12 protein-coding genes are annotated in these 19,351 nt (G+C 69.2%); 3 read left to right on the forward strand and 9 right to left on the reverse strand.

Annotated features, from left to right (window positions below):
- Window positions 1-20 precede the first annotated feature (20 nt).
- The 5 genes from ptsP to AC1VVG_RS14965 form a co-directional block, all read right to left on the reverse strand.
- Window positions 21-2,603 (reverse strand): phosphoenolpyruvate--protein phosphotransferase, encoded by a 2,583-nt coding sequence (gene ptsP, locus AC1VVG_RS14945; RefSeq protein WP_124608964.1) that lies wholly within the window; start codon window positions 2,601-2,603, stop codon window positions 21-23.
- Window positions 2,604-2,618: 15 nt separating this feature from the next.
- Window positions 2,619-3,626, reverse strand: coding sequence for an SIS domain-containing protein (locus AC1VVG_RS14950; protein WP_049032194.1), 1,008 nt, complete (start codon window positions 3,624-3,626; stop codon window positions 2,619-2,621).
- Window positions 3,619-4,722, reverse strand: a complete 1,104-nt coding sequence (gene nagA, locus AC1VVG_RS14955; RefSeq protein ID WP_034189247.1) for an N-acetylglucosamine-6-phosphate deacetylase — start codon at window positions 4,720-4,722, stop codon at window positions 3,619-3,621. The genes AC1VVG_RS14950 and nagA overlap by 8 nt, the downstream gene beginning before the upstream one ends.
- A gap of 122 nt (window positions 4,723-4,844) precedes the next feature.
- Window positions 4,845-5,579 carry a GntR family transcriptional regulator gene (locus AC1VVG_RS14960; protein ID WP_034189246.1) on the reverse strand — a complete coding sequence of 245 codons (735 nt, stop codon included), beginning with the start codon at window positions 5,577-5,579 and terminating at the stop codon, window positions 4,845-4,847.
- Window positions 5,580-5,987: 408 nt separating this feature from the next.
- Entirely contained in the window at window positions 5,988-6,899 is a 912-nt protein-coding gene (locus AC1VVG_RS14965; RefSeq protein ID WP_049028411.1) for a LysR family transcriptional regulator, read from the reverse strand.
- Window positions 6,900-7,082: 183 nt separating this feature from the next.
- Between AC1VVG_RS14965 and AC1VVG_RS14970 the strand changes: the two genes are divergently transcribed.
- The 3 genes from AC1VVG_RS14970 to AC1VVG_RS14980 are packed head-to-tail and all read left to right on the forward strand — an operon-like array spanning window position 7,083 to window position 12,964.
- A complete protein-coding gene (locus tag AC1VVG_RS14970) occupies window positions 7,083-10,529 on the forward strand; it encodes a molybdopterin-dependent oxidoreductase (RefSeq protein ID WP_482835805.1) in 3,447 nt (1,148 codons plus the stop codon).
- Between the two features lie 22 nt (window positions 10,530-10,551).
- Window positions 10,552-11,487, forward strand: a complete 936-nt coding sequence (gene lhpI / locus AC1VVG_RS14975; protein WP_482835806.1) for a bifunctional Delta(1)-pyrroline-2-carboxylate/Delta(1)-piperideine-2-carboxylate reductase — start codon at window positions 10,552-10,554, stop codon at window positions 11,485-11,487.
- 25 nt (window positions 11,488-11,512) lie between these two features.
- Complete coding sequence (locus tag AC1VVG_RS14980) at window positions 11,513-12,964, forward strand: short-chain fatty acid transporter (protein ID WP_124670213.1); 1,452 nt, start codon at window positions 11,513-11,515, stop codon at window positions 12,962-12,964.
- Between the two features lie 85 nt (window positions 12,965-13,049).
- On the opposite strand, the gene AC1VVG_RS14985 is transcribed toward AC1VVG_RS14980, so the two are convergent.
- The 4 genes from AC1VVG_RS14985 to AC1VVG_RS15000 all read right to left on the reverse strand — a co-directional run bounded on the left by AC1VVG_RS14985 (window position 13,050) and on the right by AC1VVG_RS15000 (window position 19,350).
- Entirely contained in the window at window positions 13,050-16,265 is a 3,216-nt protein-coding gene (locus AC1VVG_RS14985; RefSeq protein WP_482835807.1) for an error-prone DNA polymerase, read from the reverse strand.
- A gap of 6 nt (window positions 16,266-16,271) precedes the next feature.
- A complete protein-coding gene (locus tag AC1VVG_RS14990) occupies window positions 16,272-17,768 on the reverse strand; it encodes a Y-family DNA polymerase (protein ID WP_482835808.1) in 1,497 nt (498 codons plus the stop codon).
- On the reverse strand, window positions 17,701-18,408 hold the full coding sequence (gene imuA / locus AC1VVG_RS14995; RefSeq protein WP_034189243.1) for a translesion DNA synthesis-associated protein ImuA: 708 nt from the start codon (window positions 18,406-18,408) through the stop codon (window positions 17,701-17,703). Before imuA ends, AC1VVG_RS14990 begins: the two co-directional genes overlap by 68 nt.
- Window positions 18,409-18,555: 147 nt before the next feature.
- The gene (locus AC1VVG_RS15000) at window positions 18,556-19,350 is read right to left on the reverse strand and encodes an ABC transporter ATP-binding protein (protein WP_059558759.1); all 795 of its coding nucleotides are present in this window, start codon (window positions 19,348-19,350) and stop codon (window positions 18,556-18,558) included.
- Window position 19,351 lies beyond the last annotated feature (1 nt).

Here is a 19,351-nt window from a genome sequence, read left to right on the forward strand (position 1 = left end):
CACGAACCTGCCGCCGACGTTCAGTCGAGCGGCCAGACCTCGCGGCTTGCTGCCCTTACCGCCTGTGCCGAATCGAGCGCGAGCAGGTCCTGCGCGCGCTGACGGCACAACTGGTAATCGAGACGGCGCACACGCGCCTTGATGCCCGGCACCGATACGGGGTCGACCGACAGTTCGGTCACGCCGAGGCCCACCAGGATCGGCACCGCGAGCGGATCGCCGCCGAGCGCGCCGCACACGCCGACCCACTTGCCGTGCTTCGCCGCGCCGCGCACCGCGATGTCGATCAGGCGCAGCACGGCCGGATGCAGGCCGTCGGATTGCGCGGCCAGGTCGGCCTGGCAGCGGTCCATCGCGAGCGTGTACTGGGTCAGGTCGTTGGTGCCGATCGACAGGAAATCCGCGTGCTGCGCGAGCTGGTCGGCCAGCAGCGCGGCCGACGGCACCTCGATCATCACGCCGACCTCGATCGGCTCGGTGCGGCCCTGCGCGCGCGCGAATTCGTCGATGCGCTTGCGCAGCCGCACGAGTTCGCCGGCGTCGGTAACCATCGGCAGCAGGATGCGCACCGCGCCGAACGGCTTCACCGCGAGCAGGCCCTGCAATTGATCGTCGAGCAGGTCGGGGCGCACCTGCGCGAGGCGGATGCCGCGCAGGCCGAGTGCCGGGTTCGGTTCGGGCGGCAGCGTCAGGTAGTCGACTTCCTTGTCCGCGCCGACGTCGAGCGTGCGGATGATCGCGGTGCGGCCCTGCAGCGCGTCGACGATCGACTGGTAGCTCTGCTGGTGTTCGACGACCGTCGGCGCGGCCTGGCGATGGATGAACATCAGCTCGGTGCGCAGCAGGCCGACCGCGTCGGCGCCGTTGTCGACCGCGGTGTTCGCATCGTCGAGCGTCGCGATGTTCGCGGCGACCTCGATCGCGCGGCCGTCGACCGTCGCGGCGGCCGCACCGGCCAGTTGCCGGTTCGCCTCGCGCACGCCGTCCAGGCGCTGGCGTTCGTGCCGCGCGCGCTCGACGTCGAGTGCGGTCGGCGCGTGTTCGAGCCGGCCCGCGCTCGCATCGACGACGACCTGCGTGCCGTCCGGGATCGCGTACAGCGCATCGCCGACCGCGACCAGCGCCGGAATGCCGAGCTGCCGCGCGATGATCGCCGCGTGCGACGTCGCGCCGCCGCGCGCCATCACGAGTGCGGTCACGCGCTGGCGATCGAGCGACGACAGGTCGGACGGCGTGAATTCCTCGGCCGCGAGCACGGCCTCGTCGGGCAGCGTACGCGCGGCGCCGTTCGTGTGGCCGAGCGCGCGCAGCACGCGCTTCTCGATGTCGCGCAGGTCGGCCGCGCGTTCGGCGAGCAGCGCGTCGTCGAGCTTCGACAGCGTGTCGATCTGCGTGCGGATCGTCGCGCGCCACGCGAAGCCCGCGCTCTTGCCTAGGCTGATCAGGTCGCGCGCCGCGTCGATCAGCGTCGGATCTTCCAGCAGCACGCGATGCACCGCGAAGATGCCCGCTTCGCCGACCGCGCCGCGCGCCGACGCATTGCGCACCGTTTCGTCGAGTTCGGCGTCGACCGCCTTCAGCGCCTGGTCGAGCTGGCGGCTTTCGGCGGCCGGCGTGCCGGCGGCCTGTTCGGGCGGCACGATGTCCGCATCGTCCAGGCGCACCAGCGCGCCGACCGCGATGCCGGGCGCCGCGCACACGCCCGCGAGCGTGTTCGGGTCCAGCGGTGCGCCAGTGCTGCGCGCAATCGTCCGCGGCACGGGCGACGTCATCCGCGCCGGCTTTTCCTCCACTTCGCCGTGCGCTTCGCGCAGCAGCTCGTGCTCGACCGCGTCGACCGCCTGCTGCGCATGCGCGCCGCGGCCGACCAGTTCGACCGTCGCGCCTTCGCCGGCGCCGAGGCCGAGCAGGCCGACGACGCTCGCGATCGATGCCTTGCGGCCGTCGAACAGCACGTCGACGGTCGCGTCGAACCCGCGCACGGCTTCGCGCGCCCGCGCGGCCGGCCGCGCATGCAGGCCGCCCGGCTGCGCCAGCACGATCTCGCGGCGCACTTCGTTCTGCGCCGCCGCACCGGTCTGCGCGGCCTGCACGGCCGCGTCGCCCTTGCCGCGCAACGTGAGCAGCGGCGTCTCGCCGGCCGTCGCGAAGCCGCTCGCGCGCTCGACGACCTCGAACGCGTCGGAGTTCGCGATCGCGATCACCGACACGAGCGAATGCGCGCTGCGCGCCACCGCATCCTGGTCGAATTCGATCAGCAGGGTGCCCGCTTCGACGCGCGCGCCGGCCTCGACGTGCGCGATGAAGCCCTGCCCGTTCAGCTCGACGGTGTCGATGCCGATGTGCAGCAGCACTTCGGCGCCTTGCGGCGTCGTGATCGTCACCGCGTGGCCCGTGCGCGCGAGATGCGACACGACGCCCGCGCACGGCGCGACGAGCCGGCCCGCGAGCGGGTCGATGCCGATGCCGTCGCCGAACATCCCGCCGGAGAACACCGGATCGGGCACGTCGGCCAGCGCGACGATCGGCCCCGTCAAGGGGCTAAGCAGGACGATCTGATCGGGGGTGGGGCTCTTCAACTGGGACTCCTCGGCGCGTCTCATCGGCTGTCTCGGCTATCAGTGCGTTTCGGTGACTTTGTTCAGGTGGCGCGGCGTGTCGGGATTGCGGCCGCGCGCGACGGCGAGATCCGCCGCCATCACGTAGAACGAAAGAATGGCGGCGATCGGGTCGAGCGCCGAATGGGCGGACTGCGCGAGCGGCAGCGTCGCGCCGGGCGTGCCGGCGGGCGCCGCGAGCAGCACGGCGGCGCCGCGGGCGCGCATGTCGTCGGCGAGCTGCAGCAGGCCGGCCTGCTCGGGCCCGGGCGGGGCGAACACGAGCAGCGGATAATCGCGGTCGATCAGCTCCATCGGGCCGTGCCGGACTTCGGCGCTCGAGAATGCCTCGGCCTGGATGCCGGAGGTTTCCTTCAGTTTCAACGCGGCTTCCTGCGCGATGGCGAGGCCAAGGCCGCGGCCGATGACGATCATCCGCTCGATACCGGCGAGCGCGGCGACGGCCTGCGACCAGTCGAGCCGGCCGGCCTGCGCGAGCACGTCGGGCAGCCCGCGCAGCGCGGTCATCAGCGCGGCGTCGCGCTGCCAGTAGGCGACGATCTGCGCGGACAGCGACAGCATCGCGATATAGCTCTTGGTCGCGGCGACCGACAGTTCGGGGCCGGCAAGCAACGGCAACTGGTGCTCGCATGCGTCGGCGAGCGGCGACGGCAGCACGTTCACGGCGGCGACGGTGCGTGCGCCGGCTTCGCGCAGCGCGGCCATCGTGTTGACGAGGTCGGGGCTCTTGCCCGACTGGGAGAACGCGATCGCGAGTTGGTCCTGCACCTTCAGCGGCGCCTGCTGCAGCGTCGCGACCGACATCGGCAGCGACGCGACCGGCACGCCGAGGCGGCTCATCGTCAGGCTCGCGAAATAGCTCGCGGCGTGATCCGAGCTGCCGCGCGCGACCGTCAGCGCGACGGCCGGCGGGTGATCGAGCAATTGGCCGGCGAGCGCTTCGACGCGCGTGGTGTCGGCGATCTGCGCGGCGACGACCTGGGCGGACTCGCGCGCTTCCTTAAGCATATTCGACAATCGATTCTCCTTCGACGTAGGTCGCGGTGAGGTTCAGGTCGCGGTCGAACACCGCGAGATCGGCCCATGCGCCGCGCTCGAGGCGGCCGCGATCGGCGACGCCGAGGTAATCGGCCGCGTAGCGCGACATCCGGTTCGACACGTCGGCGATCGGCAGGCCGAGCGACACGAGGTTGCGCAGCGCCTGGTCCATCGTCAGCGTGCTGCCGGCGAGCGTGCCGTCGGCGAGCCGCACGCCGCCGAGGCACTTCGTCACGTGCTGGCTGCCGAGCCGGTATTCGCCGTCGGGCATGCCGGTGGCCGACGTGCTGTCGGTCACGACGTACAGGCGCGGAATCGCGCGCAGCGCGGCCCGAATCGCGCCCGGGTGAACGTGCAGCAGGTCGGGGATGATTTCCGCGTATTCGGCGTGCGCAAGCGCCGCGCCCACGAGGCCCGGGTTGCGGTGGTGCAGCGGCGACATCGCGTTGAACAGGTGCGTGAAACCGCACGCGCCGTGCTTGAGCGCGGCGACCGCGTCGTCGTAGGTCGCGAGCGAGTGGCCGAGCTGCACGCGCACGCCGCGTGCGGCCATCTCGCCGATGATCTCGATGTGGCCCGCGATTTCCGGTGCCAGCGTGACCACGCGGATCGGCGCGATCGACAGGTACTTCAGCACTTCGTCGAGCACCGCCGACACGGCCGCGTCGGGCTGCGCGCCGAGCTTGCCGGGGTTGATGTACGGCCCTTCGAGGTGCACGCCGAGCACGCGCGCGCCGCCCGGCGTGCGGGTACGCGCGACGGTGCCGAGGTTCGCGACGACCTGCATCAGTTCGTCGCGCGGCGCGGTCATCGTCGTCGCGAGCAGGCTCGTCGTGCCGAATTGCGCGTGCGTGCGCGCGATCGTCTCGATCGCGTCGCCGCCTTCCATCACGTCGGCGCCGCCGCCGCCGTGCACGTGCAGGTCGATGAAGCCGGGCAGGATGTACGGCGCGTCGTTCGTCGCGGGATCGACGGGCGCGCCGTCGAGCGTGGTGATGCGGCCGTTCTCGCTATCGAGCGAACCGTGAATCCAGCCGTCGGGGGTGAGGATGTTGCCAGTCAGCATGACGTTTCTCTTGATGATCTGGTGACGCGGGCGTCCGCGTCGCGATTTGCCAATTCGTTGCGATTCATCGCGCGCGATTGCGTTCCATCGCGATCGCGCGCGTCAGCGCGCAGTCTCGCGCGTCAGCGTTTCAGTTCGGCGACGAAGTCGTAATAGTCGTCGCGGCAATACGTTTCGGTCACTTCGATCGCGCGCTGGTCGGCACCGTAGCCGATGCGCGTGATCACGAGGAGCGCCGCGCCGGGCTTTACCGCCATCCATTTCGCGATCTCGCGCGTCGCGTTCACCGCGCGAAAGTGCTGCAGCGCGCGCACGACGATCATGCCGCGCGCTTCGAGGTATTCGTACAGCGACGCGCCGAGCGCCTGCGGATCGGGCACCACCGCGGCCGGCAGCGTCGAGTGCTCGACGGCCATCACGATGCCGTCCGCGCGGCGCAGCCGTTCGAGCCGCGCCACGGTCGCACCCGGCGCGAGGCCGAGATGCGTGATCTCGTCGCGGCTCGCGGCGCGCAGCCTGCGCGACAGCCACACCGAATCGGGCACGAAGCCGCGCTGCTGCATCTTCGCGGTGAAGCCGACCAGACGCGACAGCGGATCGGCCACGCGCGGCGTGATGAAACTGCCCGCCCCGCGCGCCCGCTTGATCAGCCCCTGCTCGACCAGCAGCGCCAATGCGCGACGCGCCGTGATGCGCGATACGCCGACCGACACCGACAGCAACCGCTCCGACGGCAGCGCCTCGCCGGCCCGCCACGCGCCGCCGTGGATCGCGCTCGCCAGGTTGCGGGCGAGCTGCAGATAGAGCGGCGTGTCGTCGAGGGGATCGGGCGCCAGTTCGGACCAGCCGGTTTCCATGTGCCTCCGGGTGTCGGACGACGATCTCGGACCGTCGAAAGTGAACGCATTATATAACCACCATAATACCAGTCAACGAACTGGTATTAGCATCGCGGAAATCGCCGGAAGCCTTGCCCGGCAAGCGTTTTAGTGCCGGCAAAACCTTTGTTTACAAAGCAGTGCGGGATAGGGATTTACCCGAGGTGGTATGCAAGGGGACAGTTCGAGGAGTGGATTTACCGCGTTTTCGGGCTGCGGAAGCAGACCAGGATAGAACCAATTTGAGCGACTGGTATGCATCGCGCGACGGGGGCATGCGGGCCGGGCGGTACCGACGGGAACGCAAGCAGGCGCGCTCGCGAATGACGTCCAGGCGTGCGGCTCACGGCCGCCGAATCCCGCGCTTCGGCACGGCGGCCGGACGCGCTATCCGGCCGTCTTTCTCCACGACCGGAACAGCTCGAGCAGCGCGCGGCACGGTGTGGACGTCGCGCCGCCCCGCCGCCACACCGCGCCGACGTCCATCGTCGGCACGGTCACGCTCAGGTTCCGGCGGCTGATCCGGTTGCCTTCCAGCGACCACGGCCGATAAACGAGATCCGAGAGTATCGTCACCCCGTGCCCGAGCGCGACGAGGCTTCTCACCGCTTCGATCGACTTGCTCTGCATCCAGACGTTCGGCGCGATGCCGTAGCTGCCCCAGTACTTGCCGACCGTTCGCAGGTGCTCGTCCATGTCCAGCAGCAGATAGTTCTCGCGCGCGACGTCCTCGAGGGTGACGCGACGGGCGTCCTGCAGCGGATGACCGGGGTGGGTCCACAGCCGGCGCGGCGAGCGCAGCATCGTCTCGTATTTCAGGTCGCCGACTTCCGCGGTATTCGACACCAGCAGCAGCGCGATATCGAGGCGGTCGTCGACGAGCATCGTCTCGATCGTTTCGCGTTCGCTTTCGACGATGCTCACGCTCAGGTCGCCGAAGCGCCGGGAAATGGCGGACATCAGCGACGGCATCAGATAGGTCGAGATGGTTTCGGTCATCCCGATCCGGACATGCCCGGAGACCTGCTCCGGGTCCTCCTGCGCGGCCGTGACGGCGCGATCGATCGACGTCGTCGCGTGCTGCACGTGACGCAGGAACCGCTCGCCGGCCGGTGTCAGGCGCACGCCTTTCGGATGACGCAGCAGCAGCGTGACGCCGACCGCCTCCTCGAGGTTCTTCAACGCGATCGTCATCGACGATTGAGACACCGAACAGAGATTGGCCGACTTCGAAATTTGCCCCGTATCGGCAACGGACACGAAGTATTCGATCTGGCGCAGGGTGATGTGCGTGTTCACGGGAAAGGATCCGAGAAGGCCGGGCAGCGCCGGATCGGCACGGCCCGAAAGGCCCGAACAGTACGGCAGATCGATGGGCGCGATATTGATTCAATATATACCGGACCATCGAAAGGATGAATTTGTCATCGCTGCCGCCGCTTCCTAGCATAGTCGCAAACATGAAGCGGACGATGCAAACCGATGGAAACGCAGGAAAAGAAGGGCTATTGCACGTTGTGCCGGTCGCGCTGCGGCACGATCAACGTCGTGCGCGGCGACATGATGATCAAGGTCCGGCCCGACGATACGCACCCGACCGGCCACGCGATGTGCATGAAGGGAAAAGCGGCGCCGGAACTCCTGCATCACCCGAACCGCGTGCTGTACCCGATGCGGCGCACGCGTCCGAAGGATGCCGCCGATCCCGGCTGGCAACGCATCGGTTGGGACGAAGCGCTGTCCGAGATCGCGGAGCGTCTCGCGTATTTCAAGCGGGAAAACGGCGCCGAGTCGGTCGCCTTCGGCGTGACCACGCCCAGCGGCACGCCGATGAGCGACAGCATCGACTGGGTCGAGCGATTCGTCTGGTTGTTCGGGAGTCCGAATATTTGCTATGCGACCGAGATCTGCAACTGGCACAAGGACAGCGCGCATGCGTTCACGTTCGGCTGCGGCATTCCCGTCGCGGATTACCGGCATGCCGAGCTCATCGTGCTGTGGGGCAACAACCCCGCCAACACCTGGCTCGCGCAGGCCGACGCGATCGCGGAAGGCCGCCGCAACGGAGCCCGGCTGATCGTCGTCGATCCACGGCCGACCGCGCTCGCACGGGAAGCCGACCTGTGGCTGCGCGTCGCTCCCGGGACCGACGGCGCGCTCGCGATGGCGATCGCGCGGCAGATGATCGCGACCGGCAACATCGACGACGCCTTCGTGCGGGAATGGACCAACGGTCCGTTGCTCGTGCGGACCGACACCGGGCGGTTTCTGCGCGAGCGGGATCTCGACTGCAATGCGCCCGACAACCGTCATGTGCGCTGGAACAAGACGCTCGACCGGCTGGAACTCGCCGGCGAGGAAACCGCGACGCGGCCTGCCGACCTGTTGATGACCGGCGTGCGCCGCGTGACGATCCGGGATGCGGCGGGCCGTTGCGTGGACGTGGACTGCACGCCGGCCTTCGACCCCTATTCGAAGGCGCTCGACGCCTATACGCCGGAACATGCGGCCGCGATCACCGGCGTCGACGCGGCCGACATCGTGAAGGCCGCGCAGCTGCTGCGGCCGCATCAGGCCATTGCCTATCACGCCTGGTCGGGCGTCGGCATGCACACCAATGCGACGCAGACCGAGCGCGCCATCGCGACGTTGTATGCGTTGACGGGTGCGTTCGACACGCGCGGCTCGAACCGGGAATGGACGAAGCAGCCGGCCAACGCGGTCAGCCGCTACGCGATGCTCGACCCGCGGCAACGCGCGAAAGCGCTCGGCCTCGCGGAGCGGCCGCTCGGCCCGCCGGCGCAAGGCTGGGTCACGGCGCGCGACGTCTACCGCGCGATCCTCGACGGCGAACCCTACCGCGTACGCGCGCTGTTCGCGTTCGGCACGAACATGGTGATGTCGCAGGCGGATGGCGGCCTCGCGCACGATGCGCTCCGCGCGCTCGATTTCCATGTTCACTGCGATCTCTTCGAGACACCGTCGTCACGCTATGCGGACATCCTGCTTCCGGTGAACACGCCGTGGGAGCGCGAAGGGCTGCGGCTCGGTTTCGAGATCGACGCGCGCGCGGTCGAACTGGTGCAGCTCAGGCAACGCATGGTGCCGCCGCGCGGCGAGAGCCGCGCCGACTACGACATCGTCTTCGACCTGGCCGTGCGGCTCGGCATGCAGGACGCGTTCTTCGGCGGCAGCATCGAAGCCGGCTGGAATCACGTGCTCGCGCCGCTCGGGCTGGACGTCGCGTCGCTGCGCGCCCATCCGGAAGGCATCTACCGGCCGCTGCCGCAACGCGAACGGCAATACGCGGCGGCGACACCCGACGGCGTGCGCGGTTTCGACACGGAGACGCGGCGCGTCGAGCTGTATTCCGAGAAATTGCATCGTCACGGCTACCCGCCCGTCCCGCAGTACGTGCCGCCGCGTCATGGCGACGATGCGCGCGCGGACAACCGCCGTCGCTTTCCCTGCACGTTGACCTCGATGAAGAACGGCTACTACTGCCACAGCCAGCATCGCGGGCTGCCGAGCCTGCGGCGGCGCGCGCCGTACCCCGTGGCGGAACTCAACGACGCACTGGCGGCGGAGCACGACATCGTCGACGGCGACTGGTGCGTGATCGAAACCACGAACGGCACGGCGCGCTTCAAGGCGCGCGTCGTACCGGAACTGGCGCGCAACGTGATCGTGGCCGAATACGGCTGGTGGCAGGCATGCGACGAGGTCGGCCTCGATGCGTTCCCCGCAAGCGGCCGCGACAACAGCAATTTCAACTCGCTCGTGTCGGCGGCGCAACTCGATCCCGTCAGCGGCTCGTCGCCGTTGCGTTCCGTGCGCTGCCGCATCCGGCGCGACCCGTCGGTCGATCCGGCGCGCCGAGCGTGGAAAGGCCTGCGGGATTTCGTCGTGTCAGCCATCCGAGAGGAAGCGAGCGGCGTACGCACGGTCACGTTTCGCGCCGCGGACGGCGGCGCGCTGCCGGACTACTTGCCCGGTCAGCACGTGACGCTGCACATCCCGTCGCTCGGCGACGGCGGGACGACACGCGCCTATTCGCTGACGGGCGCCGCCCGCGAAGACGCGCGCCGCAGTTACACGATCTCGGTGCGTCACCAGAAAGGCCGCACCCGCGACGGCACGGCGTTCGAAGGCGTGATGTCGTCCTACATTCACGGCACGCTCCGGGTCGGCGATCCCGTGTTGCTCGGCGCGCCCGGCGGGACGTTCGTCGTGCCGCCGACGTCGCGCCAGCCCGTCGTGATGTTCGCGGGCGGCATCGGCATCACGCCGTTCATCTCGTACCTGGAATCGATCCGCGATCAGGCGGACCGGGCGCCGGAATCGCTGCTCTTCCATGCAAACCTGAACAGCAGCACGCACGCGTTCCGGGACCGTATCGAGACCCTGAAGCAGCGCCTGCCGACGCTCGAGGTCGTCAACTGCTACAACCAGCCGCACGGCGAGACGCCGGGACGGGACTATCAGCTGCACGGCTACCTGTCGGCCGACGTGGTCGCCGACGACCTGATCCGGCGGCGCGCGCGGTTTTATCTGTGCGGCCCCGAGCCGATGATGGAAGCGATCACGGCGGGACTGATCGCGCGCGGCGTGCCGCCTTTCGACATCTTCAAGGAAGCGTTCAGATCGCCGGCCCGGCCGACGCTCGACCCGTCGAAGCGATACGCGGTGCGGTTCACGCGGTCGCGCAGGACGGCCACCTGGACGCCCGACGACGGCAGCCTGCTGTCGTTCGCGGAAAGTCTCGGCATCGTGTTGCCGAGCGGCTGCCGGGTCGGACAGTGCGAGAGCTGCGCGGTCAAGGTCGTGGCGGGCGAGGTCACGCATCCGAGCGGACACGGGCCTGACGAAGCCGACATGTGCCTCGCCTGCCAGGCCATTCCGGCCACCGACGTCAGCATCGACGCATAACCCCGTCAACGAAAGGTTCACCATGAAACATTTCGATGCCGTCGCGACACGCGACGCGCTGGATTTCGAATCGCTGGTCGCACGCCTGAGGCAAGCGTTCGTCGACGGCTGCCACGTGCCGCTGCGGCATTCGCACGTCCTCAATGCCGGCAGCGCGGACGAAGGCACGGTGCTCATCATGCCCGCGTGGGAAGACCACGGCTATCTGGGCATCAAGACGGTCAACATCTTCCCCGGCAATGCGGAACACGGCATGCCCGGTTTGCACTCGACCTACGTGCTTTACGACGGGCGGACGGGCAACCCGCTCGCGCAACTGGACGGCAACGAAATCACGTCGCGCCGCACCGCGGCGGCATCGGCGCTGGCCGCTACCTATCTGGCCCGCCCCGATGCATCGCGCCTCGTGCTGCTGGGTGCCGGCCGGGTCGGCAGCCTGGTGCCGCTTGCGTATCGCAGCCAGTTGCCGATCTCGCACGTCGAGGTCTGGGACAAGGATCCCGAAGCGGTGGCGCGACTGGTCGACCGGCTGACGCGCGACGGTTTCGATGCCGCGCCCGTCACGCATCTCGAGGACAGCGTCCGGCGCGCGGACGTCGTCACCTGCGCGACGCTCGCGACGGAGCCGATCGTCCGCGGCCGGTGGCTCGCCCCAGGCTCGCATCTGGACCTGATCGGCAGTTTTACGCCGCGCATGCGCGAAGCGGACGACGACTGCTTCCGGCAGGCGAAGATTTATGTCGATACGGACGAGGCCGCGCAAAAATCCGGCGACCTGCTGGGCCCGCTGGCGCGCAACGTCATTGCGCCCGACCGCCTGAGCCGGACGCTGACGGCGCTGTGCCGCGGCGAAGCGCAGGGCCGCACGAACGACCTTCAGTGCACCGTGTTCAAGGCCGTCGGCACCGCGCTGGAGGATCTGGCCGCGGCCATTCAAATCGTTGAAAAAACGCACTGAACCCGTGACGGGCAAGGAGATCGAGATGAAAGAGCTGATGGACGTGCCGCGCGGCGACGCACCGGCGGTCGAGCGCGAACGCGTGCTGGAACGGATGGCCGCGGGCATGGCGCGCTGGTCGGAGAAGTGGTTTCCGGACGCCTATATCTTCGCCGCGCTCGCGGTGATGATCGTGGCGGCGGGCGCAGTGGCGGCCGGGGCGCCGATCACGCGGGTCGGCGTGGCGTTCGGCGACGGCTTCTGGAGCCTCATCCCGTTCACGATGCAGATGGCGATCGTCGCCATCTCGGGTTATGTCGTCGCGGTGTCACCGCCTGCGTCGAGGCTGATCGATGCGCTCGCGCGCGTGCCGTCGTCCGGGCGCGCCGCGGTGACGTTCGTCGCGCTCGTCAGCATCGTCGCGTCGTTGTTCAACTGGGCGATCAGCCTGATCTTCAGCGGCCTGCTGGTGCGTGCGCTCGCGCGCCGTACCGCGCTGCGCATGGATTACCGCGCGGCGGGTGCGGCCGCTTATCTCGGAATGGGCGCGACGTGGGCGCTGGGCTTGAGTTCATCCGCGTCGCAACTGCAGGCGAATCCGGACAGTCTGCCCAAGGCGCTGCTGTCGATCTCCGGCGTCATCCCGTTCACCGAGACCATCTTTCTTCCGCAGTCGATGCTGATGGCCGCGGTGCTGACCGTCGCGTCGCTGCTGATCGCGTATCTGTCCGCGCCCGACGGCGCGCGGGCGAAGACCGCGACGGAACTCGGCATTCCGCTCGACGAAAACCATGCCACGCTCGCCCGCCCGACCCGCCCCGGGGACTGGCTCGAATACAGCCCGCTCGTCACCGTCGTGATCGTGGCGATCGGCGCGATCTGGGCCTGGCACGAGTTCACGACGAAAAATCCGCTGATCGCGATCTCGAACCTGAACACGTACAACTTCGTGTTCCTGCTGCTGGGCATGCTGCTGAACTGGCGGCCGCGGCGATTCCTCAATGCCGTCGCGCGTTCGGTGCCGTCGGTCGCGGGTGTGCTGATCCAGTTTCCGCTGTACGGCGGGATCGCGTACATCCTGACCAAGGCGGCGGCGCCCGCCGGACTGCCGCTCTCCGATCACCTGGCCCACTTCTTCGTCGCGATGTCGTCGCATTCGTCGTTTCCCGCGGTGATGGGCGTGTATTCGGCCGTGCTCGGATTCTTCGTGCCCTCCGGCGGCGGCAAGTGGATCATCGAGGCGCCGTACGTGATCGAAGCGGCAAAACTGCTGCAGGTTCATCTGGGCTGGGCCGTGACGGTCTACAACGCAGCCGAGGCATTGCCGAACCTGATCAACCCGTTCTGGATGCTGCCGCTTCTCGGCGTGCTCGGCTTGCGGGCCCGCGACATCGTCGGCTTCACGTTCACGCAACTGGTGGTGCACCTGCCGCTCGTGATCTTCATGCTGTGGGCGCTCGCGGGTACGCTCGCCTACCATCCGCCGGTGATGCCGTAACGTGCATCGGGGCCGGCTTGCCGCCTTCGGCGCCAGTGCGGCGTGGCGTGGGTCGTGGCGCGCGTGCCGGCGGGGCATGCCGGCCTCAGTGGAATTCGCGGCTCGACGTGCGCAGGCCGCCGAGCAGCGGCGTCAGATCCTCGAAATGCTGCACGACGAGGTGCCGCACGTCGCTCGCGACCTGCCACACGCCGGACGCCGCGAGCAGCCGCGAATCGAGGGTTTCGCGGCGCTGCCGCGCGAGCAGCTCGGGCCGGACGATCAGGTTCACGCAGCCGGTTTCGTCCTCGAGCGTCATGAACATCACGCCTTTCGCGGTACCCGGCATCTGCCGCGCGGTCACGAGCCCGCACGCGCGCGCGAGCCGGCCGTCGGGACGGTCGTGCAGCTCGGCCGCGGACGACAGCCGCCGCGCACGCAGCGCGGGCCGCAGCAGCGCGACCGGGTGGCGGTTCAGCGTGAGGCCGGTGGTGTGATAGTCGGCGAGGATGTCGTCGGCTTCCGACGGCGCGCCGAGCGCGGGCCGCTCCGCTTCGTCGATCGGTGCGGCGGCGAGCAGGTCGCGCTCGGGCGCCGCGGCGACAGCCTGCCACAGCGCGTCGCGGCGATGGCCGGCGAGCGTCGCGAGCGCGTTCGCCGCGGCGAGCGCTTCGAGGTCGCGGCGTTCGAGCTGCGCGCGGCGCGCGAGCGTATCGACGTTGTCGATCGGGCCGGCGGCGCGCGCGGCTTCGATCCGGCGCGCGGCGGCTTCGCCAAGGCCGCGCACGAGCGACAGGCCGAGCCGCACGGCCGGCTGGCCGTGCGGCGGCAGCTGGCCGGGGAGCGCTTCGAGCGACGCCTCCCAGTTGCTTTGCGTCACGTCGATCGGCAGCACCTTCACGCGATGACGCTTCGCGTCCTGCACGAGTTGCGACGGCGGATAGAACCCCATCGGCTGACTGTTCAGCAGCGCGGCGAGAAAGATCGCCGGTTCGTGGCATTTGAGCCAGCTGCTCGCGTACGCCAGTTTCGCGAAGCTGGCCGCATGGCTTTCGGGGAAGCCGTATTCGCCGAAGCCCTTGATCTGCTCGAAGATCTGCTCGGCGAATTCGCGCGTGTAGCCGCGTGCGAGCATGCCCTGGACGATCTTGTCGTGGTAGGGGCCGAGATCGCCCCTGCGCTTCCACGCGGCCATCGCACGACGCAGTCGATCGGCTTCGCCGGGTGTAAAACCCGCCGCAACGATCGCGATCTGCATCACCTGTTCCTGGAAGATCGGAATACCGAGCGTGCGTTCGAGCACCTCCTTGAGCGCGTCGCTCGGATAGGTAATTTCCCCTTTTTCCTCCCCCGCCTTGATCTTGCGCCGCTTGAGGTACGGATGGACGGCACCGCCCTGGATCGGCCCTGGTCGCACGATGGAGACCTCAACCACCAGATCGTAGTAATCACGCGGTCGCAAACGCGGCAGCATCGACATCTGCGCACGTGATTCGATCTGGAACACGCCGACCGTGTCGGCACGGCAGATCATGTCGTAGGTTTCCTTATCGTCCGGCGGAATGTGTTTCAGCGTGAACGGCTCGCCGTCCTCCGCCGGCCCGCGCCATGCGGTGCGCAGGTCGAACGCCCGATGCAACGCCGACAGCATGCCGAGCGCGAGCACGTCGACCTTCATCAGCTTGAGCGATTCGAGATCGTCCTTGTCCCACTGAATCACGCGCCGCCCGTCCATCGCCGCGTTCTCGACCGGCACGAGCCGCGTGAGCTTGCCGCGGCTGATCACGAAGCCGCCCGAATGCTGCGACAGATGACGCGGAAAGTTGAGCAATCGCCCCGCCAGTTCGGCCCATGTGCGAATCAGCGGCGTTTCGGGATCGAGTCCGGTCGTCGCGAATTGCTGCAACAGGTCGCGGCTGCCGTCGAACCAGCGATGCCCCTTCGCGACGCGATCGATCAACATCGGATCGATGCCGAGTGCCTTGCCGGTTTCGCGCAGCACGCCGCGCGGGCGATAGGTCGACACGGCTGCCGCGAGCGCGGCGCGATTCTCGCCGTATTTCCGATAGATATGCTGAATGACTTCCTCGCGGCGCTGATGCTCGAAATCGACGTCGATGTCGGGCGGCTCGCCGCGCTCCGCGCTGATGAAACGCTCGAACAGCATCGTGCTCTGATCGGGACTGACTTCGGTGATCTCGAGGCAATAGCAAACAACCGAGTTCGCCGCGGAACCACGCCCCTGGCACAGGATGTTCTGGCTACGTGCAAACTTGACGATGTCGTAGACAGTCAGGAAGAACGGCTCGTAACTCAGTGTCGCGATCAGCGCCAACTCGTAGTCGATCCGTTCCCGGACGTGCTCCGGCGGTTCCCCGGAATAGCGACGGCGCGCGCCCGCCCGGGTTTCCTGCTCCAGATAACTCGTCGGCGTATGCCCTTCAGGCACGATCTCGTCCGGATATTCATAGCGCAGCGAATCGAGTTCGAAATCGCACGCATCGAGCATCGCGCATGTCTCCGCGATCTCGTCCGGCGAAAACAGCTTCGCGATCCGCCCGCGCGAACGCAAATGCTGTTCCGCATTCGGCGCCAGCGCATAACCGCATTCCGACACCGGCATCCCGACGCGAATCGCCGTCATCACGTCCTGCAATGCCTTGCACGAGCGCCGGTGCATCGTCACGTCGCCCAGCGCGACGATACGCACGCCCCGCCGCTCGCCCGCCTCGCGAATCTCGTCGCGCTGCGCGCCGTCCAGCGCACGCTGCAACTGCACGAGCCCGAGCCGCGCGCGCGCGCCGAACGTCACGTGAAACCACGCGACCTGCACATCGAGCACGTCCGCGCGTACCGGATACAGGGGTACGAGAATCGCGAAGCAGTCGGGCATCCCGCGCAAATGGGCAAACTCCGCAGGCGGCGCCGACAGCATCCGCGACGTCAGCGTGTAAGTCCCCTTCGGCGACGCCATCCGCCGCCACGAAATCAGCTCCGAAAGATTGCCGTACCCCTCGCGGTTCTGCGCGAGCAACACGAGCCCGAACGCACCGGGGCCCGGATCGTGACCGGGCGCGACGTCGTCCGGCGTGACGTCGAAGTACGAACCGATGACGAGCGGCAGCCCTTTCGCTTGCGCGGCGACATGCATGCGCGGCGCGCCGGCGAGCGAGCACTCGTCGGTGATCGCGATCCCGCGATAGCCGAGTTCCGCCGCACGCTCGACCAGTTCTTCCGCATGCGACGCGCCATGCAGAAACGAAAAGTTCGAGCGGCAGAACAACTCCGCGTAATCGGGCAACCCACTGAAATCCGCAACCATCTCCGTTCACCCGAACAAGCCGTGCAGGAACCAGCGCGGCTCGGCCTCGCTCCCCGCCCGCTCCTTGAACACCCAGTAGCACGCACCGGCTTCGTCCTGCGCGACGTGGTAATCGCGCGCGGCGAACTGACCGTCGAACCAGCCGGCCTCGATCCGCTCCACCGACGACATCATTTTCAGCGGCGTATGAAATACCGGCCGGTTCTCGCGCACCAGCAACGGCAGCGGCTCGGCGAGCAGCCACGCGGGCCTCGGCGGCACCGCCGGCGGCCCGCCGGCCGGCTTGCCCGCCTGCACATCGAGCGGCAGCCAGCGGTTCGCGGCCTCGGGTCGGTGATCGGCGACGGGCGCCGCGCGCAGCACGTTCTCCGCGCCGAGCCGCGCGACCAGCAGTTCGAACAACCGCTCGCGGGTTTCCCGCGTACCGCCCGGTTCGGGAAAAAGATCGTCGGCCGGCGGCGCGACCGACTCGACGCGCGTGGCCTTCAGACGCACCGCGATCACCGCGGCCGGCAACTCGACGCGCGCGAGCCGCTCGCCGAGCAGCCGCATGAAGTGCGCTTCGTCGCGCACCGGCGCGGCGAACGCGAGTTCGAGCGGCGTCGGCGGCACGGCCTGGCGGCCGCGCTCGTGCTCGAGATCGAACGTCATCGCGGCCAGCGACAGTTGCCGCGCGGCCAGCCAGCCGCACAGCTGCACGACGAGCCGCCGCGCGGCGAACAGCACGGCTTCCGCGTATTCGACGCGCTCCGGCAATTCGAGCCGCACGTCGAACACCGGCGGCACCGCCATCCACGCGAGCGGCTCGACCGCGTCGCCGTACGCACGATCGAGCGCGGCCAGCAGCGCGGGGCCGCAGCGACGCTGCAACCCCGCACGCGGAAGACCGCGCAGATCGGCGAGCGTGCGGCAGCCGAGGCCGTCGAACCAGCCCGCGTACGGGCGCGCATCGGGCAGCAGCACGCAGGGCAGCCGGTCGAGCGAACGGACGAGCGAAGCCGGGCGCGCAACGCGGCGCCGGAGACGCGCCCGCGCCGACGTGCGCGCGAGCAGCCACGCGCCGCGCCCGGTCGGCGCGGCGGACAGGCGCGCCGCATAACCGAGCGCCGCGAGCGTCGCGCGCACCTGGCGGCACAGCGACGGCAGGCCGCCGAACAGCCGCAGGCTCGGGCCGACGTCGACGATCAGCGTGGCTTCGTCGTCGAGCGCGACGCACGGCGAGAAACGCAGCAATGCGAGCGCGACCGCGCGCAGCGCATCGGCTTCGCGCGCGGGATCGCGTTCGACGAGCTGCGTCTCGGGCGCGAGCGTGAGCACGCCGCCGCGCTTCATGCCCGCGCGCACGCCCCGCCGCTGCGCGGCCGCATCGGCGATCAGCACGACACCCTGCTCGAGCACCGCACAGCCTGCGTCGCCTGCCTCGCCGGCCGCTGCGTCAGACGGCGGCGGGACGCACACGTCGAGCGGCAGGCGCGGCAGATGGATGCCGAGCAAGACGCGCATAGCGGCTCTCCACGATGGGCGACGGCAGGTCGAGCACGAGCGGCTCGCCGCGCGCCGGGCCGCGACGCTTGACGATGTCGAGCGACACGCCGCCCGGCACCGGATACAGCGCGACGCGCAGCACGGCCGGCGACGGCTGCCGCGCGGCCGACAGCGGGCGCAGCATCACGAACAGCGTGTCGCCCGTGCGCGCGGCCGCGAGATGCAGGCGCCGCAGCGCATCGGGCCGCGCCTCCTGCCAGAGCAGCAGCGCGCCGCAGCACCCCGTCCTGAGCGCCTGCTCGGCGGCCCACAGCGCATCGGTGCGGCTGCCGGCGCGCAGCCACAGCAGCGCGTCGGCCGGCACGCCGAGACTGGCGAGCGCGGTCGCATGCGGCGATTGCGGCGGCGCGACGAGCGCGAGCGGACGCCGCGCACTGACGGTACGGGCCAGCGCGGGCGCGAGCAGCCGCATCTCGCCGCAGCCCGGCTGCGCGGCCAGCAGTTCGACGAGCCCGCCGACCGGCCAGCCGCCGCCCGGCAATTCGGCCGACAGCGGCGCGAAGCCGGTCTCGATCGTGCGCGGACCGCCGCGCGCGAGCTGCGAGCCGCGCCAGAGCGACGGATGAAGGGATTCGGGAGAAATGGAGGATGCGAGCATGACGCCACCCACAACTGTATGGATATACAGTATATGGCAATGCGCCCGCGTCGCACAGCACCGGTGCGAAACCGGTTTTCGTCAGAGGAAAGCCGGGAGGACGCCGGCGCGCGCGTCAGGTCATCGCACGCCGGCCGGCCCCGCCCGTCAGCCGAGCAGCAGCGCGTCGTCGTCGAGCTGCTCGTGACGCACCTTCTCGAACATCTGCAGCAGGTCCGGCACGTCGAGCCCCTTGCGCGCATCGCCCGACACGTCGAGCACGACCTGCCCCTGGTGCAGCATCACCGTGCGGTCGCCGTAGTCGAGCGCCTGCCGCATGCTGTGCGTGACCATCATCGTCGTCAGTTTGCTCTCGGCGACGATGCGCGCGGTCAGCTCCAGCACGAACGCGGCCGTCTTCGGGTCGAGCGCGGCCGTGTGCTCGTCGAGCAGCAGGATCCGCGACGGCCGCAGCGACGCCATCAGCAGGCTCACGGCCTGCCGCTGGCCGCCGGACAGCAGCCCGATCCGGTCGGTCAGCCGGTTCTCGAGGCCGAGGTTCAGGAGCCGCAGCTTGTCGCGGAACAGTTCGCGCGACGGCCGGTCGAGCGCGGCGCGAAAGCCGCGCCGCACGCCGCGCGCCATCGCGAGCGCCATGTTCTCCTCGATCGTCAGCGCCTCGCAGGTGCCGGCCATCGGATCCTGGAACACGCGCGCGACGAGGTGCGCGCGGTCCCACGCGGCCTTGCGCGTCACATCCGCGCCGTCGATCGCGATGCGCCCCGCATCGACCGGCTGGTCGCCGCTGACCGCATTGAGGAAGGTCGACTTGCCGGCGCCGTTCGAGCCGATCACCGCGACGAACTGGCCGTCGGGAATCTCGAGCGACAGCCCGCGCAGCGCGCGCGTCTCGATCGGCGTGCCGGGATTGAACGTGAGTTTGAGATCGTGTGCGGACAGCATG

The sequence above is a fragment of the Burkholderia sp. L-4 genome, from assembly GCF_056856535.1.